The following is a 24,948-nucleotide window of genomic DNA, read 5'->3' as shown; positions in this document are numbered from 1 at the left end:
GGCGAAGAGGCCACACAGTCATTTGCCGGAACGCTGGAAGCGTGCCACCTCGACGAACAAGTCGGAATTGGCTGGGTCGTCCAGGTAGGCCAGGACCCGCTCCGCCGGGCTGTCGATCAACACCCCCGGCCCGTTGTCCTCCAGCCCTTCGGTGCTGCGCCCGTTGAGCTCCTTGTTCTCCAGCGCCTGCTGGACCTGGTCGACATCGAGGTTATAGAGCACCAGTTCCTTGTCGTCGACGATATCGAAGCCACCGATCAGGAAGTTGCCGCCCAGGCGCTTGGGCACCCCCGCCGACAGGTACCAGCGGTTGCCATGGCGCGACACGGTAAAGACGTACTCCTCGGGCGCCTTGCCCTTGGCGGTGGCCACCGCCCGGTAGGCATCGCCGCCGACGCGGCTGATGGCGAGCTTGAGCGGCTCGCCCCAGGCGTCCTTGCTGCTCCATTTGCCAAGCAGCGCCTTGGGCGCGGCCTGGTTGCTGGGCAAGGGTTCATGGAAGGTCACCAGACAGCCACCGAGCATCAGGAATGACAGCGTCAACAACACCACACGCCAGGCTTTCATCAGGTTCTCCTTGAAAAAGTCGGTCGCCCCTGGGGTCGGTCCCAGCCTAGGCCGATGCCAGCACCAGGTGCAGGTACCGGGTAAGGATAGCGAGCATCTGCCCATCGGCTTGCGCATTCGCATCCTTGAGCAGGCCCTGATATTCCATCTGCTCGATTATCGCCGTCAACATCTGGGCGTCTTGCTCGGGCTGGCGCGACCCGACCACCTGCAGCATCTGGCGTGCGCCATGCAGCAGAATCTGTTCGTGGGCGGTGACCAGTTCGGCCAGGCGCGGGCACAACAGCGCCTCCTGGCGGAAGGCCTGTTCGGCCATGATGAAATCGCGCCGGGTGTGCAGCTGGCGGCTGACATAGTCGGCCATCATGCGCGCCACGTCATCAGCCAGGCGCGCCCGGGACGCAGGGCTGCCATCGCCCTGGGCGAGCAACTGGCGTAGCAGCACTTCGGAACTGGCCCACAGCTTGGCCATGTAGGCGGCACTGCGCTCGACATACTGGGCGAAGGTGTCGGTGAGCAGGTCTTCGATGTCCTTGAAGTAGTAAGTGGTGGCCGACAAGGGCACACCTGCCTCGGCGGCCACCGCCCGGTGCCGCACACCCCTTACGCCATCGCGCACGACGATGCGCATGGCCGCGTCGAGGATCTGCTGGCGGCGCTGCTCGCTGCCCTGGCGGGCGGTCTTGCGCCCCTGGTATTGCACGCTTTCGGCGACGGCGCTGGCCACGCCTGCTGCGCCTTGTTGGGCCATTGCGGGAGTCACGATGAGTACCTCGTTGAGTCTCGGCGAGGGTAAATCCCTCTTTTGCAGTAAAGGCTCGTAATTTATGACCGACCAGTCACGAATAGATTGCAGGCAAGAAAAAACCGCCTCGAAGGCGGATGACATGCATGGCCATATCCGCGGACCGCTATGCGGTCCTTTCGCGGCACAAGGCCGCTCCTACAGGAGCTGCATATAGCCCGTAGGAGCGGCCTCGTGCCGCGAAAGGGCTGCACAGCAGCCCTGTAGACCGTTTGCTCAGGCCTGCGGACGCATGTGTGGGAACAGGATCACGTCGCGGATCGACGGCGAGTTGGTCAGCAGCATCACCAGGCGGTCGATACCGATACCTTCACCGGCAGTCGGCGGCATGCCGTACTCCAGGGCACGGACGAAGTCGGCGTCGTAATGCATGGCCTCGTCGTCACCGGCGTCCTTCTCGGCCACCTGGGCCAGGAAGCGCTCGGCCTGGTCTTCGGCATCGTTGAGCTCGGAGTAGGCGTTGGCGATCTCGCGGCCACCGATGAACAGCTCGAAGCGGTCGGTAACGGCCGGGTTCTGGTCGTTGCGACGGGCCAGCGGCGAGACTTCGAACGGGTACTCGGTAATGAAGTGCGGTTGCTCCAGCTTGTGCTCGACCAACTCTTCGAAAATCATCACCTGCAGCTTGCCCAGGCCTTCGTGGCCCAACACCTTGGCGCCGGCTTTCTTGGCGATCTCGCGGGCACGGTCGACGTCCTGCAGGTCGGCGGCGGTGAGTTCGGGGTTGTACTTGAGGATCGAGTCGAACACCGACAGACGGGCGAACGGCTCGCCGAAGTGGAACACCTTGTCGCCGTACGGCACGTCGGTAGTGCCCAGTACCAGCTGCGCAAGCTCGCGGAACAGTTCCTCGGTGAGGTCCATGTTGTCGCGGTAGTCGGCGTAGGCCTGGTAGAACTCGAGCATGGTGAACTCGGGGTTGTGCCGGGTCGAGACGCCTTCGTTACGGAAGTTGCGGTTGATCTCGAAGACTTTTTCAAAGCCCCCCACAACCAGACGCTTGAGGTACAGCTCCGGCGCGATGCGCAGGAACATGGCCATGTCCAGGGCGTTGTGATGGGTTTCGAACGGCTTGGCCGCGGCGCCACCGGGAATGGTCTGCAGCATCGGCGTCTCGACTTCGAGGAAGTCGCGCTCGATGAGGAACTTGCGGATGTGCGAGATCACCTGGGAACGCACACGGAAAGTGTGGCGGGTTTCCTCGTTGACCATCAGGTCGACGTAGCGCTGGCGGTAGCGCTGCTCGGTGTCGGTCAGGCCGTGGTGTTTGTCCGGCAGCGGGCGCAGCGACTTGGTCAGCAGGCGCACGTCGGTCATCTCGACGTACAGGTCGCCCTTGCCGGAACGGGCCAGGGTGCCTTCGGCGCTGATGATGTCGCCCAGGTCCCAGGTCTTGACCGCGGCCAGGGTTTCTTCCGGCAGGGTCTTGCGGTTGACGTAGACCTGGATGCGTCCAGTCATGTCCTGGATGACCATGAACGAGCCACGGTTGAGCATGATGCGGCCGGCAACCTTGACCGGGATCGCGGCTGCTTCCAGCTCTTCCTTGCTCTTGTCCGCGTACTGTTTCTGCAGGTCGTTGCAGTAGCTGTCGCGACGGAAGTCGTTGGGGAAGGCGTTACCCTTGGCACGCTCGGCGGCAAGTTTTTCCTTGCGCAGGGCGATCAGGGCATTTTCTTCCTGTTGCAGGTCTTGCGATTCGGTCTTGAGGTCGCTCATGTCGTCATTGTTTCCATCAGGTGTTCGTTGCCCCTGTCGGGCAGGGCACGCGATACCGGCCCAGGGCCAGGTATCGCGGCGGTGGTATGCGGTTTACAGCCCCTGCTTGAGGCTCGCTTCCAGGTACTGGTCGAGGTCGCCGTCCAGGACCTTCTGGCAGTCGCTGCGCTCGACGCCGGTGCGCAGGTCCTTGATACGCGAGTCATCCAGCACGTAGGAGCGGATCTGGTGGCCCCAGCCGATGTCCGACTTGCTGTCTTCCAGCGCCTGCGAGGCGGCATTGCGCTTTTGCATCTCCAGCTCGTACAACTTGGCCCGCAGCATCTTCATGGCGGTGTCCTTGTTGGCGTGCTGGGAACGTTCGTTCTGACAGGCCACCACGGTGTTGGTCGGAACGTGGGTGATACGTACCGCCGAGTCGGTGGTGTTCACGTGCTGACCACCGGCACCGGAGGAGCGGTAGGTGTCGATGCGCAGGTCCGACGGGTTGATCTCGATCTCGACCTTGTCGTCGATCTCGGGGGAGACGAACACCGCCGAGAACGAGGTGTGGCGACGGGCGCCGGAGTCGAACGGGCTCTTGCGCACCAGGCGGTGCACGCCGATCTCGGTGCGTAGCCAGCCGAAGGCGTACTCGCCCTTGATGTGCACGGTGGCACCCTTGATGCCAGCGACCTCGCCTTCGGACAGCTCGATGATGGTGGCATCGAAACCACGCTTGTCGGCCCAGCGCAGGTACATGCGCAGCAGGATGTTGGCCCAATCCTGCGCCTCGGTACCACCGGAGCCGGCCTGGATGTCCAGGTAGGCGTTGTTCATGTCCATCTCGCCGCTGAACATGCGACGGAACTCAAGCTGGGCCAGAACTTCCTCCAGACCTTCCAGCTCGGTCACGACATCGCTGACGGCGCCTTCGTCGTTCTCCTCGACGGCCATGTCGAGCAGGTCCTTGCAGTCGGACAAACCGTTGGACATTTTGTCCAGGGTCTCGACGACCTGTGCCAGCATGGCACGCTCGCGACCCAGCCCCTGGGCGTACTCGGGCTTGTTCCAGACGGCAGGGTCTTCCAGTTCGCGGTTGACTTCGATCAGGCGATCAGCTTTGTGATCGTAGTCAAAGATACCCCCGAATGGACTGGGAACGTTCGGTGAGGTCCTTGATGGTGTTCAGGATTGGTTGGATTTCCATGGGCTGGCTACTCGCGCGAATTCGGTGAAAAGCCCGCGAGTATAACGCAGTCCGTGCCAGGGCGGCAGACCCGCCGGGCGGTGGAAACATGCGTCTTTGTAGGAGCGGGCTTGTCCCGCGATCAAGGGTGCAGCCCTTGTCAGGCGACGGTGATATCGGGCCCGGCCCAATCGCGGGACAAGCCCGCTCCCACCCGGCCTGCGCTGTTTTCAGAGACACCGCCGTACCTGTGGGAGCTGGCTTGCCAGCGATAGGACCGGGGCAAGCAACTCAAGACAGTTGGCTCCCACAGGGTTCAGTGTGCACGCTCAGGGTAGGAGCCGGCTTGCCGGCGATTCGGGCCGAAGCGCTTCCGGATCAGGCCACACCCACCTGGTTGCGCCCGTTGTTCTTGGCCAGGTACAGCCCCTTGTCGGCCGCCGAGATCAGCTGCCGGCTATGGCTGCCGATGCCGGGCGTGAGGGTCGCCAAGCCGATGCTCACGCTCAGGTGCGCATCAGGCTGGGGCGCGATGTGCGGAATGTTCAGCGCCAGCACCGTCTGGCGCAGCTTCTCGGCGATCAACCGCGCCCCGCCGGGCGAGGTATTGGGCAGCACCAGGGCGAACTCCTCGCCACCATAGCGCGCCGGCAGGTCGGTGGGGCGCGAGCAGGAACCACGGATGGCTTCGGCCACCTGACGCAGGGCCTCGTCGCCCGCCAGGTGGCCGAAGCTGTCGTTGTAGGCCTTGAAATAATCCACGTCGATCATCAACAGCGACAGTTGCTGCTGCTCACGCATGGCCCGACGCCATTCCAGCTCCAGGTACTCATCGAAGTGGCGGCGGTTGGACAACCCGGTCAAGCCGTCGGAATTCATCAGCCGCTGCAGCATCAGGTTGGTATCGAGCAACTGCTGCTGGCTGACCCGCAGGGCGCGGTAGGCTTCGTCGCGCTGCAGCAGGGTCAGGTAGGAGCGCGAGTGATAGCGGATCCGCGCCACCAGCTCGATGTTGTCCGGCAGCTTGACCAAGTAGTCGTTGGCGCCGGCAGCGAAGGCGGCACTCTTGACCAGCGGGTCTTCCTTGGTCGACAAGACGATGATCGGGATGTCCTGGGTGACCGGGTTATTGCGGTATTCGCGCACCAGGGTCAGGCCGTCCAGCCCCGGCATGATCAGGTCCTGGAGGATGACCGTGGGCTTGATGCGCATGGCCTGGGCCACCGCCTGGTGCGGGTCGGCGCAGAAATGGAAGTCGATGTTCTCCTCGTGGGCCAGCCCACGGCGCACCGCTTCGCCGATCATCGCCTGGTCGTCGACCAGCAGGACCATCGCCGCACTTTCGTTGATGGTCGTGAAACCTTCGATCGGTAGATCATTCATGCCTGTTCACCTGGTCACGGCCGGCCAGGCGGCGTGACTCAATACATAACTTCATTTTGGATAGATCTCCATCAACCGCCCGGCGATACGCTCCAGCGGCCGGATCTCCACAGCTGCGTCGATCGCCGCGGCGGCCTTGGGCATACCATAGACGGCGGAACTCTGCTGGTCCTGGGCGATGGTCAGGAACCCTCGCTGGCGCATCTGCTTGAGGCCCTGGGCGCCGTCGCGGCCCATGCCGGTGAGCAGCACGCCGACGGCATCGCCGGTCCAATAGCGCGCCACGCTCTCGAAGAACACGTTGATCGAGGGGCGGTAGATCTCGTTGACCGGCTCGGCGGTATACGCCAGCTGGCCGCCTTGCATCAGGCGAATATGGTGGTTGGTGCCCGCCAGCAGGACCTGCCCCGGCTGCGGCGGCTCGCCTTCGCAGGCCAGGCGTACCGGCAGGCCGGACACCCCGCTGAGCCATTCGGCCATGCCGGCGGCGAATACCTGGTCGACATGCTGGACCAGCACGATGGACGCCGGGAACTCGCGTGGCAGCCCCTTGAGCAGTACTTCCAGGGCCGCCGGCCCGCCTGCCGAGGAACCGATGGCCACCAGGCCACGACGCTGGGACGCTTCAGGCAGCGGCGCCGACACAGCCCGGGTCGTCGCGGGCCGTTGCTGGCCGATCAGCCAGCCGATATTGAGGATCTTGCGTAACAGCGGCGCGGCCGCTTCCCGGGCATCCCCGGCCCCCAGCGACGGCGTGTCGACCACATCCAGGGCACCATGGCCCATGGCTTCGAACACCCGGTGCACGTTCTGCTTGCGGTCGACCGTGACGATGACGATAGCGCACGGGGTCTCGGCCATGATCCTGCGAGTGGCCTCGACGCCGTCCATCACCGGCATGATCAGGTCCATGAGGATCAGGTCCGGGGTTTGTTCGGCGCACAGCCTCACCGCCTCGGCGCCATTGGCCGCCACCCAGAGCACCTGGTGCTCGGGCTCCAAGGCCAGGGCGCGGCGCAGGGCCTCCACGGCCATGGGCATGTCGTTGACGATGGCGATCTTCATCCCTGGGCCCCTCCGATCAGCTCCACCACCGCGTCCAGCAGCGCGTCGTCGTGGAAGCTGGCCTTAGCCAAATAGTAGTCGGCACCGGCGTCCAGTCCACGTCGCCGGTCTTCTTCACGATCCTTGTAGGACACCACCATTACCGGTAGCGATTGCAGGCGTTGGTCTCGACGTACCAAGGTGACCAGTTCGATGCCGTCCATGCGCGGCATGTCGATATCGGTGATCAGCAGGTCGAAATCATCGCTGCGCAAGGCGTTCCAGCCGTCCATGCCGTCCACCGCCACGGCCACATCGTAGCCACGGTTGCCCAGCAGCTTGCGCTGCAGCTCGCGCACGGTGAGCGAGTCGTCCACCACCAGGATGCGCTTGCGCACCAGGCCGCGCCCGCCCCGGGCACCACGCTCGATACGCTCCAGGCGCCCGGTGCTGAGCAGCTTCTCGACCGAGCGCAGCAGGTCTTCGACGTCGATGATCAGCACCACCGAGCCATCGTCGAGCAAGGCACCGGCGGAAATGTCCTGGACCTTGCCCAGGCGCGCATCCAGCGGCATCACCACCAGTACCCGCTCGCCGACCAGGCGCTCCACCGCCACGCCGTAGAGCTGGTCGCGCTCGCGGATCACCACGACCCGCAAGCTGCGTTCGTCGTCCTGCCCTGCCGGGCGGTTGAGCAACTGGCTCGCGGCCACCAGGCCGATGTGACGGCCCTCGTGCCAGAAGTGCTGGCGCCCTTCGATCTGCACGATCTGTTCGGCGGACACCTCCAGGGTGCGTTCGATGTGCGCCAGCGGGAAAGCGTAGGCTTCGCCGCCCACCTCCACCACCAGGCTGCGCACCACCGACAAAGTCAGCGGCACTTCCAGATGGAAGGTGCACCCCTGGCCGGACACCTGGGTCAGCTCGATCGAGCCGCGCAGTTCGCGCACCATGTGCTGCACCGCATCCAGGCCAACGCCTCGCCCGGACACCTCGGTGACCTGCTCACGCAGGCTGAAGCCCGGTAGGAACAGGAAAGTCAGCAGCTCCGCCTCGCTCATCTGCGCCACGGTCTCGGCCGGCGACAGCGCACGCTCGACGATGCTGCGGCGCAGGCGTTCAAGGTCGATGCCGGCGCCGTCGTCGCTCAGTTCGAGAATCAGCAGCCCAGCCTGGTGGGACGCACGCAGGCGCAACGTGCCATCGACCGACTTGCCCGCCAGCAGGCGCCGCTCGGGCAGCTCGATGCCATGGTCGACAGCATTGCGCAGCAGATGGGTCAAGGGGGCTTCGAGCTTCTCCAGCACGTCGCGGTCGACCTGGGTCTTTTCGCCCTCGACCTGCAATTGCACCTGCTTGCCCAGGGAGCGCCCCAGGTCGCGGACCATGCGGCTCTGCCCGGCCAGGACATCGGCGAAGGGACGCATGCGGCAGGCCAGCGCCGTGTCGTAGAGGTTTTGTGCACGCTGGCTGGCCTGCCAGCCGAACTCGTCGATTTCAGCAGCCTGCTGTTGCAGGATCTGCTGGGTTTCGCCCAACAGGCGTTGGGTCTGGGCCAGGGCTTCGAGCACCTCCTGGCTCTGACCGCTGCCTTCGAGCTGCTGCTTGAGCCCATCGAGGGCGCGCATGCCCTGGCCATGCATGCGCTTGAGGCGCTGCAGGCTGGCCAGGTAAGGCTTCAGGCGCTGGGTTTCCACCAGCGACTTGCTCGACAGGTCCAGCAGGCTGTTGAGGCGGTCGGCCGTCACCCTGAGCACCCGCTCAGCCCCTTCCCCGCCGCGCTTGGCGGCTTTGCGCGACGGGCCGGGCTCGGCCTGCGGCTCGCTCACGACCACTGCCGCGTCCGGTTCCACGGTCGCAGACGACGCCGGATTGGCAGGCACGCTCGATTCGGCGGCAACCGGTGCGTTGGGGTCGAGCAGGCTGGCCAGCTGCGCCAGGAAGGCCGGCACCGCCGCTTCGCTGCCCTCATCGCCCGGCGTGGCGATACGCATCAGCAGGTCGGTACCCTGCAGCAGGGCATCGATATGCTCGGCACGCAGCAGCAAGCGCCCCTCCTGGGCGGCCACCAGGCAGTCCTCCATGACATGGGCCACGTTGACCCCGGCATCGATGCCGACGATGCGAGCGGCGCCCTTGAGAGAGTGGGCCGCGCGCATGCAGGCTTCCAGCTGGTCGGCCTGGGTCGGGTTGCGTTCCAGCGCCATCAGGCCGGCACTGAGCACCTGGGTCTGGGCCTCGGCTTCCAGGCTGAACAGCTCGAGCAGCGATGCGTCGCGCATTTGTTCAGGGGTCATGACAGGCTCCGCTTCACGGCAGACAGTACGTGTCGTTCATCCAGCACCCGCACGCTGCGGCCACGCCATTGCAGTACCGCCGCGGTGAAATGCGCGGCGTCCTGGCCATCGACCAGGCGCGCTGGGTCCAGCCGGTGGATACCATCGATCTCGTCCACCGCGATGACCACCGGGCCACCTTCGGCCGCAAGAATCAGCATGCGTGGCATGACCCGGCCATTGCGATCCTGGGCCGGCAGTAGTTCCATGCCCAGCAGGTCGGCCAGCGACAGGCACGGCACCAACGCACCGCGCACGTTGGCTACGCCGTGCAACACCCGTGAACGCTGGTGCGGCAATGAATGCACGGCCTGCAGCGGCGCGATTTCCGCAAGGCACGCGCAGGCCAGGGCCAGCCACTCCTCGCCCAGGCGGAACAGCAGCATGGAGCGCCCGGCGCTGTCTTCCTCCGGCGGCAGCACCACGTCCTGCTCGTCCTGCAGCAGGGCATAGCGGTCCAGCAGACGGGTGGCCGCCGCGGCATAGACCTGGCAGTTACGGCAATGGACATGACGTTCGAGCAACGGGCACTGCTTGTCACCGTGCACACCGATGCGGTTCCAACAGTCGTCGATGAGCTCGTCATCCCGAGCGATCAGGTGCATCCCTTGTACGTCACTCATCGTTCAGACTCCCGCCCCGCACGCGCAGCCCGCGCCTGCAGCCGACGGGCCCCTGCCTCGTCGCCCTGGGAAGCGAGCAAGGCTGCCAGGTGCACCAGCGCCTCAGGGTGCTGCGGCTCCAGGTACAGCGCCTTGCGATAATGGCTGAGTGCGGCCTGGATATCGCCTTCGGTGTCGCTGAGCAGGCCCAGCCAATAATAGACCTGGGCCTTGGGCGGGAACTGTTGCAGATACTGCTGGCAGCTGGCCCGAGCCTGTTCGCTGTCGCCGACATTGGCCTGGCGCGCGATGCGCTCGAGCAACTGCCGCTCGCCTTCGCCTTGGGCCGGTGCGTGGGAAACCGCAGGCAGCGGACGAGGCATACGGGCGGGCCGAACCACCGGACGCGGCGCCAAGGGCGGCATCGTCACTGGGCGAACGGCAGGTACCGGGCGGCTGGCCGGGGGCGGTGGGTCTTGCTGACGAACGTAGGCGAACGACTGGGCGATGCCCAGCGGGCGCATGCCCAGGCGCGCCAGCAGGCTGCCCTCGGCCGGGCCGATGAACAGCACGCCCTGGGCATGTGTCAGGTGCTTGAGCACTTCGAACACCCGCCGCTGGGTCGGCACGTCGAAATAGATCAGCAGGTTGCGACAGAACACGAAGTCGTAGAGCCCTTCGCGGCTCTTGAGCAGGGGGTCGAGCACATTGCCCACCTGCAGGTTGACCTGGTCGCGCACCCGCTCGGCCAGTTGATGGCCTTCGTCGGTTTCACTGAAGTGCCGGTCACGGAAGGCCAGGTCGATGCCACGGAAGGAGTTGCGCCCATATACCGCCTGCTCGCCGCGGGCGATGGAACTGGGGCTGATGTCGATGCCATCGATGCGGAACATCGCCGGGTCCATGCCGCCATCGAGCAGCGCCATGGCGATCGAATAAGGCTCCTCGCCCGTCGAACAGGGCAGGCTGAGAATGCGCAGCGGGCGGGCGCCAGCCAGTTCGGCCAGGCGCTTATGGGCCAGGCCCACCAAGGCAGTGAACGACTCCGGGTAGCGGAAGAACCAGGTTTCCGGGACGATCACCGCCTCGATCAGCGCCTGCTGCTCGTCTGTCGATTGCTGCAAGCGCAGCCAGTAGTCGTCCAGGTCGCTTGCCTGGCAAGCGACGCAACGCTGCTGCAACGCCCGCTCGACCATGGGCGCACCGACCGAGTCCACGTCCAGGCCGATACGCTCCTGCAGGAAGCGGAAGAAATGCTGCTGGCTCATGCCGTCACCTGCCCGGGTAGCTCAGGAAACAGCAACCGGCGCACATCGTCCGGCAGCAGGTCGCCCACCTCGATACGCTGCATCAGCCCGCTGGCGTCCTGGCGCACCGGCCCCAGGTACGGCGCATCGGTATTGTCCACGCCATAGGGCTGGAACTCGTCGGGGCGGCAACGCAGGGTATCGGTGGCTTGCTCGAGGACCAGGCCCAATTGCTGGTCGCCAAGATAGTGCACCAGCACCAACCGGGTACTGGTACGCATGGGGGCCGGGGTACCGAAGCTCAGCGCCGACAGGTCCAGTACCGGCACCAGCGCACCGCGGTGGGCCAGGATACCCGCCACCCACGCAGGGGCTTGAGCGATGGGCTTGAGCGTACGGCGCGGCAATACCTCGATCACCTCGCGCACATCCAGCGCAAAACGCTGGTCACCGATGCGAAATTGCAGGTACAACGTACCCTTGCTATCCCCTGCCTGCTCCTCCTGGAGCTGCACGTCGTTCATCGCGGTCAGACTTTGAAGCGCGACACGCCGCCGCGCAGTCCGGCAGCCACCTGGCTCAGTTCATCGATGGCGAAGCTGGCCTGGCGCAACGACTCCACGGTCTGGGTGCTGGCATCGCTGAGCTGGGCCAAGGCCTGGTTGATCTGCTCGGCACCGGTGGCCTGGGCCTGCATGCCCTCGTTGACCATCAGCACCCGCGGCGCCAAGGCCTGTACCTGGTGGATGATCTGGCTCAACTGCTCGCCCACCTGCTGGACTTCGAACATGCCCCGCCGCACTTCCTCGGAGAACTTGTCCATGCCCATGACCCCGGCCGACACGGCGGACTGAATCTCGCGCACCATCTGCTCGATGTCGTAGGTAGCCACGGCCGTCTGGTCGGCCAGGCGGCGTACCTCGGTGGCGACCACGGCGAAACCACGGCCGTACTCGCCGGCCTTCTCCGCCTCGATGGCGGCATTGAGCGACAACAGGTTGGTCTGGTCGGCCACCTTGACGATGGTCACCACCATCTGGTTGATGTTGCTGGCCTTCTCATTGAGGATCGCCAGCTTGGCGTTGACCAGGTCGGCAGCGCCCATCACCTGGTGCATGGTTTCTTCCATGCGCGCCAGGCCCTGCTGGCCGGAGCCGGCGAGTACAGAGGCCTGGTCGGCGGCGGAGGTGACCTCGGTCATGGTTCGCACCAGGTCACGGGAGGTGGCAGCGATTTCTCGCGAGGTGGCGCCGATTTCCGTGGTGGTGGCGGCGGTCTCGGTGGCGGTAGCCTGCTGTTGCTTGGACGTGGCGGCGATCTCGGTAACCGAGGTGGTCACCTGCACCGAAGAGCGCTGGGCCTGGGCCACCAGATTGGCCAGGGCCTCGGCCATTTCGTTGAAGCCGGTCTCGATGCTGCCGAACTCGTCCTTGCGGTCCAGGCTCAGGCGCATGCTCAGGTCGCCCGAACGCAGTTTGTCCAGTGCATGCACGACGCGCTGCACGGGCGCTGTGATCGCGCGCAGCAGCAACAGGCCGCAGATGCCGGCGGCGACGATCGCCAGCAGCAACGAAACGACCATGCTGCCCTTGGCGGTCGCCACCGCAGTGACGATATCGTTGGTCGCCGACTCGGCCGATTCCCGGTTGCGCTCGATGACACCATTGAGATGTTGGCGACCATTGACCCACGCCGGGGTCAGCACATCGTTCACCAGGCGCTCGGCCTCGTCATAGTTCTTCTGCCGATAGGCTTCAAGGACTTGGTCGAGGATCTTGATGTAGTCCTCTTCCAGGCGCCTGAAGGTATCGAGGGCGGTCTGGTCGTCCGGGTCGTTGATCGTATTCTGGTAGCTGGCCATGTATTGCTTGAGGCGCTCTTCGAACGACTTGAACTGCGCCAGGTCAGCCGCTGTCAGCTCGCGGCGGCTGGACAGCCCCACCAGTTGCTGGCTGGTCACGTAGCTGTCGACCCAGGCACTGCGCAGCATCGAGCTGTAGTAGAAACCTGGAATGCTGTCGGACCCCACCGACTCCTCGCTTGCCTCGATCGCCACCAGCCGTGAGTAGGCGGCCACGATCATTAGCAGCATGATGGCGATGATCACGGCGAAACTTGCCAGGATCCGTTGGCGCAAGGTCCAGTTCTTCACATTCAGCCCTCAGGAATTCGATACGAGCGGGGAAAATCGCCAGAGTATAGCGTAGGCGACCAGCGCAATCGCAGCTCAATCAAAGGGTGAAGGGGGCATCCCTGCCCATGCCGGTCATTGCCCCGCGGCGAGCCTGACCTGTGCTTCCAGCTCCTGGCGCAAGGTCGCGTCCAGACGCAGCTGGCGCGCCAGTTCATCCAGGTAGGCGCGCTCCATGAAGTTCTCCTGGTCGACCATCATCACGCTGGCCAGGTACATCTCGGCGGCCATTTCCGGTGTCTGCGCGGCACTGGCGACTTCGGCCGGGTCCAGCGGCTTGTTCAGTTCGGCATGCAGCCAGTGCTGCAGCTCGCGGTCGTTGTCGAGCCTGACGAACTCGCCTTCGATCAATGCCCGCTCACGTTCGTCGATATGGCCATCGGACTTGGCGGCCGCCACCAGGGCGCGCAGCACGGCCTGGCTGTGCTGCTCGGCCTGGGCTGCAGGCAGGCGGTCGAGGGTCTGCGGCTCCTGCGGCTGGGCCGTGCCCTGGCGCGCCTGCCAGTTGCCGTACGCCTTGTAGGCCAGCACGCCGAGGGCGGCCAGGCCGCCATAGGTCAGGGCCTTGCCACCGTACTTGCGGGCCTTCTTGTTGCCCAGCAGCAAGCCCATGGCACCTGCCGCCAGCGCGCCGCCGCCGGCACCGGAGAGCAGGCTGCCCAGGCCGCCCTTGCCCGCCTGGCCGCCGAGCAGGTCGCCAAGGCCGGAAGCCTTGCCTGCGCCGCCCTTGCCTGGCGAATCCTGCAGCAACTGTTGGCCGGACTTGAGCAGTTGGTCGAGCAAGCCACGGGTATTCATCTGGCATTACCTCTTCGCTGGAAAGGAAAGTCCCAGAGTAGGCCCGCACACTGAATTCACGCTTAATGCATTTGCTTCCGGATGTTGCGCGGCTACTCGATAAAAACGAACTAGACTCGACTGCGGCCCGCGCCAACCGCACTACGCTTATCCCATCGCTTCACTGCTTTCTTGACGACTGCCCCGACTAGAACGTTAAAAAGAGGGAACACCATGCCAGTGCACAAGACCGCATTGTCCAGCGCCGTGACCTGCGCCCTGCTGGCCAGCGCCCACCTGCAGGCCGCCGGCCTGCCCCAGAGTCTGGGCGACGGCGAAGGGCGCCTGGATATCGTGGCCTGGCCCGGCTACATCGAACGCGGCGAGAGTGACAAGGCCTATGATTGGGTCACCGGGTTCGAGAAGGCCACCGGCTGCAAGGTGAGCGTGAAGACCGCCGCGACCTCCGACGAGATGGTCAGCCTCATGACCAAGGGTGGCTACGACCTGGTGACCGCCTCGGGCGATGCCTCGCTGCGCCTGATCGCTGGCAAGCGGGTGCAACCGATCAATACCGCGCTGATCCCCAACTGGAAGAACATCGACCCGCGCCTGCGCGACGGCGGCTGGTACGTGGTCGACAAGCAGGTCTACGGCACGCCGTACCAATGGGGCCCGAACGTGCTGCTGTACAACACCACGGTATTCAAGCAACCACCGAGCAGCTGGAGCGTGGTCTTCGAGCCCCAGGACCTGCCGGACGGCAAGCCCAACAAGGGGCGAGTGCAAGCCTACGACGGGCCGATCTACATCGCCGATGCTGCGCTGTACCTGAAGTCGGCCAAACCGGAACTGGGCATCCAGGACCCTTATGAACTGAACGAGGCCCAGTACAAGGCCGTGCTCGACCTGCTGCGCCAGCAACAGCCGCTGGTCCATCGCTACTGGCATGACGCCACGGTACAGATGAGCGACGTGAAGAACGAAGGCGTCGTCGCCTCGAGCTCCTGGGGCTACATGGTCAACAGCCTCAAGGCCGACAACCAGCCGGTGGCCTCCACCGTACCGAAGGAGGGTGCCACCGGCTGGGCGGACACCACCATGTTGCACAGCCAGGCCAAGCATCCGAACTGCGCGTACAAGTGGATGGACTGGTCACTGCAGCCGAAGGTGCAAGGTGACGTGGCGGCCTGGTTCGGTTCGCTGCCGGCAGTTCCTGCTGCGTGCACCGGCAGCGAACTGCTCGGTGCCGAGGGTTGCAAGACCAACGGTTTCGACAACTTCGACAAAATCGCCTTCTGGAAGACCCCACAGGCCTCGGGCGGCAAGTTCGTACCTTATAGCCGCTGGACCCAGGACTACATCGCGATCATGGGAGGGCGTTGAGACCGATTGACGCGTTTCCCAATCTGAGGATCGCGGTAATCCTGTAGGAGCGGGCTCGTCCCGCGATTGGGCTGGCACTGCCATCGCCGCTGCTGGCAAGGGCTAGCCCTTGATCGCGGGGCAAGCCCGCTCCCACAGGGACAGCGGTATTTCAAGATTGCGGTAATCCTGTGGGAGCGGGCTCGTCCCGCGATTGGGCCGGCACTGCCATCGCCGCTGCTGGCAAGGGCTTCGCCCTTGATCGCGGGGCAAGCCCGCTCCTGCAGAGACAGCGGTATTTCAAGATTGCGGTAATCCTGTGGGAGCGGGCTCGTCCCGCGATTGGGCCGGCACTGCCATCGCCGTTGCATCGCAAAGGCAAGCCCGGTCAGGCAGAAGACAACGATTGCACGGAGCCAACGCAATGCCCCTAGCCGTCCAGCTCACCGAGGTCACCCGCGCATTCGGCGAGGTCATGGCCGTCGACCGGGTCAGCATCGACATCCAGGAAGGCGAGTTCTTCTCCATGCTCGGCCCTTCCGGGTCGGGCAAGACCACCTGCCTGCGCCTGATCGCCGGCTTCGAGCAGCCCGGCAGCGGCTCGATCCGCCTGCACGGCGTGGAAGCTGCCGGCCTGCCGCCCTACCAACGCGACGTCAACACGGTGTTCCAGGACTACGCGTTGTTCCCGCACATGAATGTACGCGACAACATCGCCTATGGCCTGAAGGTCAAGGGCGTAGCCAAGCCCGAACGCTACGCACGGGCTGACGAAGCCCTGGCCATGGTGGCCCTGGCCGGCTACGCCGAACGCCGGCCGGCACAACTCTCCGGCGGCCAGCGCCAACGTGTGGCCCTGGCCCGCGCGCTGGTCAACCGCCCACGGGTGCTGCTGCTCGACGAGCCCCTCGGTGCCCTGGACCTCAAGCTGCGCGAGCAGATGCAGGGCGAGCTGAAGAAACTCCAGCGCCAACTGGGCATTACATTCATCTTCGTCACCCATGACCAGTCCGAGGCCTTGTCCATGTCCGACCGGGTCGCGGTCTTCAACCGCGGGCGTATCGAGCAGGTCGACACGCCGCGCAACCTCTACATGAAACCAGCGACCACCTTCGTCGCTCAGTTCGTCGGCACCTCCAACGTGATCCGCGGCGACCTGGCCAGGCGACTCACGGGGGATGCATCGCCGTTCTCCATCCGCCCCGAGCATATCCGCCTCGGCGGCCAGGCCGATGCCAGCCAAGACATCCAGGTCAGCGGCCTGCTGCATGACATTCAATACCAGGGCAGCGCCACACGCTATGACGTGCAGTTGGACGATGGCCTGCTGCTGACCGTGAGCCAAGCCAATGACCAATGGCAGGCGCACCCGTTTCCCTGGCAACCCGGCCAGCGCGTGCAGGCCCATTGGCCACGGGCAGCGATGACCGGACTGCGGGAAACCTTGCCTGGCGAGGTGCAGTAAAGTGAGCCTGGCCCTGGAGCGCGACACCCGGCCTTCGCGCCGCCTCAGCACCCTGCTCTACCGGCGCCCCAACCTGTACCTCGCGTTGCTGCTGGCTCCCCCCCTGACCTGGTTCGGCGCGATCTACCTCGGCTCGCTGCTGGGCCTGCTCTGGCAGGGCTTCTACACCTTCGACGACTTCACCATGGCGGTGACGCCGGACCTGACCCTGGCCAACTTCGCCGCACTGTTCGCCCCCTCGAACTTCGACATTATCCTGCGCACCTTGGTGATGGCCATCGCCGTTACCCTGGCCAGCGCGGTACTGGCCTTTCCCATCGCCTACTACATGGCCTGCCATACCCGTGGCCGGACCAAGGCGTTCTTCTACATCGCGGTGATGATGCCGATGTGGGCCAGCTACATCGTCAAGACCTATGCCTGGACCTTGCTGCTGGCCAAGGGCGGCGTGGCCCAGTGGTTCATCCAGCAGCTGCACCTGGAGCCACTGCTGCAGGCGGCCCTGGACGTTCCCGGCGTTGGCGGCAGTACGTTGTCGACCTCCCATCTGGGGCGTTTCCTGGTGTTCGTGTACATCTGGCTGCCGTTCATGATCCTGCCGATCCAGGCCGCGCTGGAGCGTCTGCCCCCGTCGCTGCTGCAAGCCTCCGCCGACCTGGGCGCCCGGCCTGGGCAGACCTTCCGCCTGGTGATACTGCCACTGGCGGTACCGGGCATTGCCGCGGGTTCGATCTTCACCTTTTCCCTGACCCTGGGCGACTTCATCGTGCCGCAGTTGATCGGGCCGCCGGGCTACTTCATCGGCAGCATGGTCTATGCCCAACAGGGCGCGATCGGCAACATGCCCATGGCCGCCGCCTTCACCCTGGTGCCCATCGTGCTGATTGCCGTGTACCTGTCGATCGTCAAACGCTTGGGGGCCTTCGATGCACTCTGAAAAAGCCTCGCTGGGCCTGCGCCTGGCGGCCTGGGGTGGGCTGCTGTTCCTGCACTTTCCGATCCTGATCATCCTGCTCTACGCCTTCAATACCGAAGACGCCGCATTCAGCTTCCCGCCCAAGGGGTTCACCCTGAAGTGGTTCAGCGTGGCCTTCTCGCGCCCGGACGTGCTGGAGGCGATCAAGCTGTCGCTGCAGGTGGCTTGCCTGGCCACCCTGATCGCCCTGCTGCTGGGCACCCTGGCGGCAGCGGCCCTGTACAGGCGTAGCTTCTTCGGCAAGGAAAGCATCTCGCTGATGCTGATCCTGCCCATCGCCCTGCCCGGCATCATCACCGGCATCGCTTTGCTGGCGGCCTTCAAGCAACTGGGCATAGAACCGGGCATTTTCACCATCGTGGTCGGCCATGCCACGTTCTGCGTGGTAATCGTCTACAACAACGTCATCGCGCGCCTGCGGCGCACCTCCCAGAGCTTGATCGAAGCCTCGATGGACCTGGGCGCGGACGGCTGGCAGACCTTTCGCTACATCATCCTGCCCAACCTCGGCTCGGCCCTACTGGCCGGCGGTATGCTGGCCTTTGCCTTGTCGTTCGACGAAATCATCGTCACCACGTTCACCGCCGGGCACGAACGCACGCTGCCGATCTGGTTGCTCAACCAGCTCAGCCGCCCACGCGACGTACCGGTGACCAACGTGGTCGCCATGCTGGTGATGCTGGTGACCATGTTGCCGATTCTCGGCGCCTATTACCTGACCCGTGGCGGCGAAAGCGTTGCGGGCAGCGGCAAATGACCTAGGAGGACTCCCATGCAAACCCGAATGCTGATCAATGGCCGCCTGGTGAACGGCGAAGGCCCGGCCTGGACCGTGCTCAACCCGGCCCTGGGCAGCGCCCTGGCGCAGATCAACGAAGCCAGCGAGGCCCAAGTGGACGCCGCGGTGCGCGCCGCCGACCAGGCCTTCGCCGCCTGGTCGCAGACCACGCCCAAGGACCGTGCCCAAGCCTTGCTGGCCTTGGCCGACACGGTCGAGCGCCATGGCGAGGAGCTGGCCCGGCTGGAGTCGCAGAACTGCGGCAAACCGTTCGCCGCGGCGCTGGGTGACGAGATCCCAGCCATCGCCGACGTATTCCGCTACTTCGCCGGTGCCGCCCGTTGCCTGGGCGGCTCGGCGGCCGGCGAATACCTGCCGGGGCACACGTCGATGATCCGCCGCGACCCATTGGGCGTGGTCGCCTCCATCGCGCCCTGGAACTACCCGCTGATGATGCTGGCCTGGAAGATCGCGCCAGCCCTGGCGGCAGGCAACACAGTGGTGCTCAAGCCTTCGGAGATGACGCCGCTGACCGCCCTGCGCCTGGCCGAACTGGCACAGGACCTGTTGCCCGCCGGGGTGCTGAACATCATCTTCGGCCGTGGCCAGACGGTCGGCACACCACTGGTCACCCACCCCAAGGTACGCATGGTCTCGCTGACCGGCTCCATCCCCACCGGCGCGCGCATCATCGGTGCTACCGCCGAAAGCGTGAAGCGCATGCACATGGAACTGGGCGGTAAGGCGCCGGTGCTGGTGTTCGACGACGCCGACCTGGATGCCGCCATCGAGGGCATCCGCACGTTCGGTTTCTACAACGCAGGCCAGGACTGCACCGCCGCCTGCCGCCTCTATGTGCAGGACGGCATCTACGAACGCTTCGTCGAGCGCCTGGGCCAGGCAGTGGCCAGTATCAAGCCAGGCCTGCAGGACGCCGCCGATACCGAACTGGGCCCCTTGATCAGCGCCCAGCACCGCGACAAGGTCGCGGGCCTCGTGCAGCGGGCTATCGCCCAGCCACACATCCGCCTGGTCACGGGCGGCAAGGTGCTACCGGGCGATGGCTTCTTCTTCGAACCCACGGTGCTGGCCGACGCCCAGCAGGACGACGAGATCGTGCGCCACGAAGTGTTCGGCCCGGTGGTGTCGGTGACGCGCTTCAGCGACGAAGCCCAGGCCCTGGCCTGGGCCAACGACTCCGACTACGGCCTGGCCTCGTCGGTGTGGACCCGCGACACCGGCCGCGCCCATCGCCTGGCGGCGCGCTTGCAGTATGGCTGCACCTGGATCAACACCCATTTCATGCTGGTGAGCGAAATGCCCCATGGCGGGCAGAAGCATTCGGGGTATGGCAAGGACATGTCGATGTATGGCCTGGAGGACTACACCTGCGTGCGGCATGTGATGATCAAGCATTGAAGGTAGACATGCCGGTTGCCTTTACCGGTCCAATCGCGGGCAAACCGTCTCCCATCAGGCCCTTGTGGGAGCGGGCTTGCCCCGCGATTAGGATTGGTGCGATTGACCGGGGCTACTCCCTCAAATCCGACTCATGGATCGGGTTGGCCCGGCTGGTAGCCCGCTGGTACTGGGCCGGCCAGGTGGCCTTGTTGCCGCCCAGGTCGTCATCGGCGTGCAAGGGCCAGTACGGGTCGCGCAGCAACTCGCGGGCGAGGAAGATGATGTCGGCCTGCCCGGTGCGCAGGATGTGCTCGGCCTGGGCTGGTTCGGTGATCATGCCCACGGTACCGGTGGCGATCTCCGACTCCTTGCGCACCCGTTCAGCGAAGCGAGTCTGGTACCCCGGGCCGGTGGGAATCTCGGCGTTGACCGAGGTGCCGCCGGAGGACACATCGATCAGATCCACGCCAATGGCCCTCAGGCGCCGGGCCAGCTCGACGGTTTCGTCCGGGTTCCAACCGTCTTCGACCCAGTCGGTGGCCGAGACCCGTACGAACAGGGGCAACTCCTGAGGCCAAACCTTGCGCACCGCCTCGGTGACTTCCAGGGTCAGGCGAATACGGTTTTCGAAGCAGCTGCCATAGCGGTCGCGGCGCTGGTTGCTCAGCGGCGACAGGAACTGGTGCAGCAGGTAGCCATGGGCAGCATGCACCTCGACCACCTTGAAACCTGCCTCCAGCGCACGGCGAGCAGCATCGGCGAAGGCCTGGACGATGCCGGCGATTTCATCTTCGGACAACTCATGGGGCACCGTATGCTCCGGATCGAAGGCGATCTTCGACGGGCCTACCGGCTGCCAGCCGCCGTCTTCGACCTTGACGCTGCCATGCTTGCCAAGCCACGGGCGATGGGTGCTGGCCTTGCGCCCGGCATGGGCGAGCTGGATGCCGGGCACGGCGCCCTGGGCGGTGATGAAGCGCGTGATGCGTTGCAGCGGGGGGATTTGGGCGTCGTTCCACAGGCCCAGGTCCTCGGCACTGATGCGACCGTCGGGAGTGACAGCCGTGGCTTCGGTGATCACCAGGCCAGCGCCGCCGACGGCACGGCTGCCCAGGTGCACCAGGTGCCAATCGTTGGCCAGGCCGTCCGCGGCGGAGTACTGGCACATGGGGGAGACGGCGATGCGGTTGGGTAGGGTCAGCTGACGCAGGGTGTAGGGCTCAAGCAGCAGGCTCATGAGGGGACCTCCCAGGGACTCCAATGGTTGGCCGGTCCGGGCACTTGTGTGAGGCCTTGGTCCGGTATCGGTAGTGTTCAGACTAGACCAGATAGGGAGGGTGAGGGATGTTGGTTTGCTGTCGAACGGCCGATGCCGTCCGGGTGCTTGGTTGCCTGTTCTGGCCCGATCGCGGGACAAGCCCGCTCCTACAGGGGTAGCGCTGAGCTCGAAAATCCGAAGAAGCGGTGGTCCGACTTGCGTCGAGATTGACCCAACAGACCGGACTACCGCGCCTCCATGTGCGCAATCATCAATTGCACACTCTCCTGCCCACGAAACTCGTTCACATCCAGCTTGTAGGCCAGCTCCACCCAGCGCACCGTAGGGTTCGGCCAGACCTCCCGGTCGATCCCGAAGGCAATCCCATCCAGCCTGACCGACCCGCACTCGCTCTTGAGCACCACCTTCAGGTGCCGCTCCCCCACCACCCGCTGCTCGACCAGCTGGAAAACTCCATGGAACAGCGGCTCGGGGAAGTGCTGCCCCCAAGGCCCTGCGTGACGCAACGCGCGCGCCAGGTCCAGGTGGAACTCCTCGACCGCCAGCGTGCCGTCGGACAGCAAGCGCCCGGTCAGGTCCTCTTCCCCAAGGTGCCGGCGAACCTCCTCGTCGAAGGCCGCGGCAAACGCCGGGAAGTGCTCCGCCGGCAACGACAGGCCGGCCGCCATGGCATGCCCGCCGAACTTGCTGATCAAATGCGGATGGCGCGCCGCCACCGCATCCAGCGCGTCGCGGATATGGAACCCAGGCACCGAGCGCGCCGAGCCCTTGAGCATCCCCTCGCCGGCGTCAGCAAAGGCAATCGTCGGTCGGTGGTAACGCTCCTTCAGCCGCGACGCAAGGATGCCGATCACCCCCTGGTGCCAGTCGGCTTCGAACAGGCACAGGCCATAGGGCATGGACTCGACCGGCAGGTCCTTGAGCTGGGCCAACGCCTCGCGCTGCATGCCCTGCTCGATGGACTTGCGGTCCTGGTTCAGCCCATCGAGCTGCTGGGCCATGTCCAGCGCCAGCGCCGCGTCATCGCAGAGCAGGCATTCGATCCCCAGGCTCATGTCGTCCAGGCGGCCGGCCGCATTCAGGCGCGGGCCGAGAATGAAGCCAAGGTCGGTGGAGGTGATGCGCCGGTGGTCGCGTCGGGCCACCTCGAGGATGGCTTTGAGCCCCGGCCGGGCCCGGCCGGCACGGATACGCTCCAGCCCCTGGTGCACCAGGATGCGGTTGTTGGCGTCCAAGGGCACCACGTCGGCGACACTGCCCAGGGCCACCAGGTCGAGCAGCTCGCCGATGTTCGGCTGCGCTTGGCTGTCATAGCGGCCCAGGCTGCGCAGGCGCGCGCGCAGGGCCATCAATACATAGAAGATCACCCCCACGCCGGCCAGGGCCTTGCTGGGAAAATCGCAGCCGGGCTGGTTCGGGTTGACGATCGCATCGGCGTCCGGCAGGTGTTCGCCCGGCAGGTGGTGATCGGTGACCAGCACCTTCAGGCCGGCCGCCTTGGCGGCGGCGACACCCTCGACACTGGAGATGCCATTGTCCACCGTGATCAGCAGCTGCGGCTCGCGCTGCAGGGCCACCTGGACGATTTCGGGGGTCAGGCCATAGCCGTATTCGAAACGGTTCGGCACAAGGTAGTCGACATGGGCCGCGCCCAGCAGACGCAGGCCAAGTACACCGACGGTACTGGCCGTCGCACCATCGGCGTCGAAGTCACCGACGATGAGGATGCGCTGGCGCTGGTCGAGCGCCTCGACCAGCAGGTCCACCGCCGCGTCGATGCCCTTGAGCTGTTGGTAGGGCAACAGCCGCGCCAGGCTTTTGTCCAGTTCGGCCTCCGACTGCACGCCACGGGCGGCGTACAGGCGGGTCAGCAAGGGCGGGAGGTTCCCGAGAAAAGGCAGGCTCGGTGGCAGGGGACGAGGTTCGATACGCATGGGGGCTTCGGCAGTCAGGTTGGGAACAGGTCAGCCACGCTCACCGAGCAGCCACTCCAGCTGCACTTCGTGCTGGCCACGGTCGTCGGTCACGAACAGCGTGCCCTCGCTGATCATCACGTCCCACTTGATCGAACGGGGCATGTCGGTGGCCAGGGTTTCCAGCACGTCCTGGGGCACCGCGGCGATGCTCAGGTTCTTCAGGCCCTTGACCGCATCGACCACCTTGTTCTGCCATACCCGCAGGCTGCCATAGGCCAGCAGACTGGTGCGCTCGGTACGGCGTGAGCACCAGGTCAGGCGCTCGGCATCCGGCTGGCCGACTTCGATCCAATGCAAGACGCGGTCATCCAGGCTCTTTTCCCACAGGGCGGCCTCATCCACGTCCGACAGGCCACGGCCGAACGACAGGTTCTCGTTGTACCACAGGGCATAGGCCAGCAGGCGTACGGCCATGCGTTCCTCGGTTTCCGAAGGATGGCGGGCGATGGTCTGGCGGACGTTCTCGTACACGCCGCGGTCGAGGTCGGTCAGATTCAGTTCGAACTTGTAGGTGGTGGACGGCTGGGCCATGGGCGGGGGCTTCTTGCGAAATAAAAGTCACACAGTCTAACCGATCCCGCCCTTCGTTGTGCCGCGACAGTACCTGCAACCGATGACCTATGATAAAACCACGCATCAACCCAGTCGCCACGGATGCCCCATGCCCACGTCCAGCAAACCCCTCGCCGGCCTGAAAGTGATCGAGCTCGGCACCCTGATCGCCGGCCCCTTCGCCTCGCGCATCTGTGCCGAATTCGGCGCCGAGGTCATCAAGGTGGAATCCCCCGATGGCGGCGACCCCTTGCGCAAATGGCGCAAGCTGTACGAGGGCACTTCGCTGTGGTGGTTCGTCCAGGCACGCAACAAGCAGTCATTGACGCTCAACCTCAAGCACCCCGATGGCCGTGAGATCCTCAAGCGGCTGCTGGCCGAGGCCGACATCCTGATCGAGAACTTCCGGCCCGGCGTGCTGGAGAAGCTCGGCCTGGGCTGGGATGTGCTGCATGCGCTCAACCCACGCCTGGTCATGGTGCGCCTGTCGGGCTTCGGGCAGACCGGCCCGATGAAAGACCAGCCCGGTTTCGGCGCCGTGGGCGAGTCCATGGGCGGCCTGCGCTACATCACAGGTTTCGAGGACCGCCCGCCAGTGCGTACCGGGATCTCCATCGGCGACTCGATCGCCGCCCTGTGGGGCGTGATCGGCGCGCTCATGGCCCTGCGTCACCGAGAGGTCAACGGTGGCCAGGGGCAGGTGGTGGACGTGGCCTTGTACGAAGCCATCTTCGCCATGATGGAAAGCATGGTGCCGGAGTTCGATGTGTTCGGCTTCATCCGCGAGCGCACCGGCAACATCATGCCGGGCATCACCCCCTCTTCCATCCACACCAGCGCCGATGGCAAGCACGTACAGATCGGTGCCAATGGCGATGCCATCTTCAAGCGCTTCATGCAGGCCATCGGCCGCGATGACCTGGCCATCGACCCGGCCCTGGCCACCAATGACGGCCGGGACCTGCGCCGCGACGAGCTCTACGGTGTCATCGACCGCTGGGTCAACAGCCTGCCGCTGGCGCAGGTGATGCAGGTGCTGACCGAGGCCGAGGTACCGGCGAGCCGGATCTATTCGGCCGAAGACATGTTCAACGACCCGCAGTACCTGGCCCGCGAAATGTTCCTCCAGGCCAAGCTGCCCGATGGCAAGCCGTTCAAGATGCCTGGCATCGTTCCCAAGCTCTCGGACACCCCCGGCTCCGCCGAATGGGTCGGCCCGGCCCTGGGCGAACATACCGAGGCGGTGCTCGGCCGCCTGGGCTACGACACGCCAGCCATCCGCCGGTTGCGCGAAGCCGGTGCGGTCTGACGGCACGC

At 65.3% G+C, this 24,948-nt stretch carries 21 protein-coding genes; 6 read left to right on the top strand and 15 right to left on the bottom strand.

The annotated features are described in order from the left end of the window. Nucleotides 1-18 precede the first annotated feature (18 nt). The 12 genes from ACNFG0_RS16555 to ACNFG0_RS16500 form a co-directional block, all read right to left on the bottom strand. Nucleotides 19-567, bottom strand: a complete 549-nt coding sequence (locus tag ACNFG0_RS16555; RefSeq protein ID WP_196144584.1) for a hypothetical protein — start codon at nt 565-567, stop codon at nt 19-21. Nucleotides 568-613: 46 nt separating this feature from the next. Continuing rightward, on the bottom strand, nt 614-1,318 hold the full coding sequence (locus tag ACNFG0_RS16550; protein WP_084856799.1) for a TetR/AcrR family transcriptional regulator: 705 nt from the start codon (nt 1,316-1,318) through the stop codon (nt 614-616). Between the two features lie 270 nt (nt 1,319-1,588). Continuing rightward, on the bottom strand, nt 1,589-3,091 hold the full coding sequence (gene lysS / locus ACNFG0_RS16545) for a lysine--tRNA ligase (protein WP_416765659.1): 1,503 nt from the start codon (nt 3,089-3,091) through the stop codon (nt 1,589-1,591). Between the two features lie 93 nt (nt 3,092-3,184). Beyond that, nucleotides 3,185-4,280, bottom strand: a protein-coding gene (gene prfB / locus ACNFG0_RS16540) for a peptide chain release factor 2 (protein WP_196144582.1) whose coding sequence is annotated in 2 segments (ribosomal slippage) — nt 3,185-4,207 and nt 4,209-4,280 — 1,095 coding nt in all. Because the reading frame shifts where the segments join, the coding sequence is not laid out codon by codon here. Between the two features lie 357 nt (nt 4,281-4,637). Beyond that, the gene (locus ACNFG0_RS16535; protein WP_196144581.1) at nt 4,638-5,642 is read right to left on the bottom strand and encodes a response regulator; all 1,005 of its coding nucleotides are present in this window, start codon (nt 5,640-5,642) and stop codon (nt 4,638-4,640) included. Nucleotides 5,643-5,693: 51 nt separating this feature from the next. Next, the gene (locus ACNFG0_RS16530; protein ID WP_196155860.1) at nt 5,694-6,707 is read right to left on the bottom strand and encodes a chemotaxis response regulator protein-glutamate methylesterase; all 1,014 of its coding nucleotides are present in this window, start codon (nt 6,705-6,707) and stop codon (nt 5,694-5,696) included. Further along, nucleotides 6,704-8,983 (bottom strand): hybrid sensor histidine kinase/response regulator, encoded by a 2,280-nt coding sequence (locus tag ACNFG0_RS16525; protein WP_196144580.1) that lies wholly within the window; start codon nt 8,981-8,983, stop codon nt 6,704-6,706. Before ACNFG0_RS16525 ends, ACNFG0_RS16530 begins: the two co-directional genes overlap by 4 nt. Further along, entirely contained in the window at nt 8,980-9,645 is a 666-nt protein-coding gene (locus ACNFG0_RS16520) for a chemotaxis protein CheW (RefSeq protein ID WP_416765656.1), read from the bottom strand. The genes ACNFG0_RS16525 and ACNFG0_RS16520 overlap by 4 nt, the downstream gene beginning before the upstream one ends. Beyond that, nucleotides 9,642-10,892: a CheR family methyltransferase gene (locus tag ACNFG0_RS16515; protein WP_416765654.1), complete on the bottom strand. Its 1,251-nt coding sequence runs from the start codon at nt 10,890-10,892 to the stop codon at nt 9,642-9,644. The genes ACNFG0_RS16520 and ACNFG0_RS16515 overlap by 4 nt, the downstream gene beginning before the upstream one ends. Further along, on the bottom strand, nt 10,889-11,395 hold the full coding sequence (locus ACNFG0_RS16510; protein ID WP_196144578.1) for a chemotaxis protein CheW: 507 nt from the start codon (nt 11,393-11,395) through the stop codon (nt 10,889-10,891). The genes ACNFG0_RS16515 and ACNFG0_RS16510 overlap by 4 nt, the downstream gene beginning before the upstream one ends. A 5-nt stretch (nt 11,396-11,400) precedes the next feature. Further along, nucleotides 11,401-13,023, bottom strand: coding sequence for a methyl-accepting chemotaxis protein (locus tag ACNFG0_RS16505; protein WP_416765652.1), 1,623 nt, complete (start codon nt 13,021-13,023; stop codon nt 11,401-11,403). A gap of 114 nt (nt 13,024-13,137) precedes the next feature. Continuing rightward, nucleotides 13,138-13,860: a tellurite resistance TerB family protein gene (locus tag ACNFG0_RS16500; protein ID WP_196144576.1), complete on the bottom strand. Its 723-nt coding sequence runs from the start codon at nt 13,858-13,860 to the stop codon at nt 13,138-13,140. A 213-nt stretch (nt 13,861-14,073) separates the two neighbouring features. Here ACNFG0_RS16500 and ydcS point away from each other — a divergent pair, with 213 nt between their 5' ends. From ydcS to ACNFG0_RS16475, 5 genes are all read left to right on the top strand, one after another. Then, a complete protein-coding gene (gene ydcS, locus ACNFG0_RS16495; RefSeq protein WP_196155865.1) occupies nt 14,074-15,225 on the top strand; it encodes a putative ABC transporter substrate-binding protein YdcS in 1,152 nt (383 codons plus the stop codon). 403 nt (nt 15,226-15,628) lie between these two features. Beyond that, the gene (locus ACNFG0_RS16490; protein ID WP_196144574.1) at nt 15,629-16,669 is read left to right on the top strand and encodes an ABC transporter ATP-binding protein; all 1,041 of its coding nucleotides are present in this window, start codon (nt 15,629-15,631) and stop codon (nt 16,667-16,669) included. 1 nt (nt 16,670) lies between these two features. Then, entirely contained in the window at nt 16,671-17,606 is a 936-nt protein-coding gene (locus ACNFG0_RS16485) for an ABC transporter permease (RefSeq protein WP_196155867.1), read from the top strand. Continuing rightward, nucleotides 17,596-18,402: an ABC transporter permease gene (locus ACNFG0_RS16480; RefSeq protein WP_196155868.1), complete on the top strand. Its 807-nt coding sequence runs from the start codon at nt 17,596-17,598 to the stop codon at nt 18,400-18,402. Before ACNFG0_RS16485 ends, ACNFG0_RS16480 begins: the two co-directional genes overlap by 11 nt. 15 nt (nt 18,403-18,417) lie before the next feature. Then, nucleotides 18,418-19,842: a gamma-aminobutyraldehyde dehydrogenase gene (locus ACNFG0_RS16475; RefSeq protein WP_416765648.1), complete on the top strand. Its 1,425-nt coding sequence runs from the start codon at nt 18,418-18,420 to the stop codon at nt 19,840-19,842. Nucleotides 19,843-19,954: 112 nt separating this feature from the next. On the opposite strand, the gene ACNFG0_RS16470 is transcribed toward ACNFG0_RS16475, so the two are convergent. The 3 genes from ACNFG0_RS16470 to ACNFG0_RS16460 form a co-directional block, all read right to left on the bottom strand. Continuing rightward, nucleotides 19,955-21,061: an NADH:flavin oxidoreductase/NADH oxidase gene (locus ACNFG0_RS16470; RefSeq protein WP_196155870.1), complete on the bottom strand. Its 1,107-nt coding sequence runs from the start codon at nt 21,059-21,061 to the stop codon at nt 19,955-19,957. 266 nt (nt 21,062-21,327) lie between these two features. After that, on the bottom strand, nt 21,328-23,037 hold the full coding sequence (recJ, locus tag ACNFG0_RS16465; RefSeq protein ID WP_196144569.1) for a single-stranded-DNA-specific exonuclease RecJ: 1,710 nt from the start codon (nt 23,035-23,037) through the stop codon (nt 21,328-21,330). A 30-nt stretch (nt 23,038-23,067) separates the two neighbouring features. Further along, nucleotides 23,068-23,610, bottom strand: coding sequence for a YaeQ family protein (locus ACNFG0_RS16460; protein WP_196144568.1), 543 nt, complete (start codon nt 23,608-23,610; stop codon nt 23,068-23,070). Between the two features lie 130 nt (nt 23,611-23,740). Between ACNFG0_RS16460 and ACNFG0_RS16455 the strand changes: the two genes are divergently transcribed. Further along, complete coding sequence (locus tag ACNFG0_RS16455) at nt 23,741-24,940, top strand: CaiB/BaiF CoA transferase family protein (RefSeq protein ID WP_196144567.1); 1,200 nt, start codon at nt 23,741-23,743, stop codon at nt 24,938-24,940. Nucleotides 24,941-24,948: the final 8 nt, after the last annotated feature.

This window comes from Pseudomonas sp. NY15372 (assembly GCF_048068215.1).
In the GTDB taxonomy this organism is placed as follows: Bacteria; Pseudomonadota; Gammaproteobacteria; order Pseudomonadales; family Pseudomonadaceae; genus Aquipseudomonas; species Aquipseudomonas guariconensis_A.
Note: the sequence above shows the minus strand (reverse complement) of the source record. Positions and strands in the feature narration are given on the sequence as shown.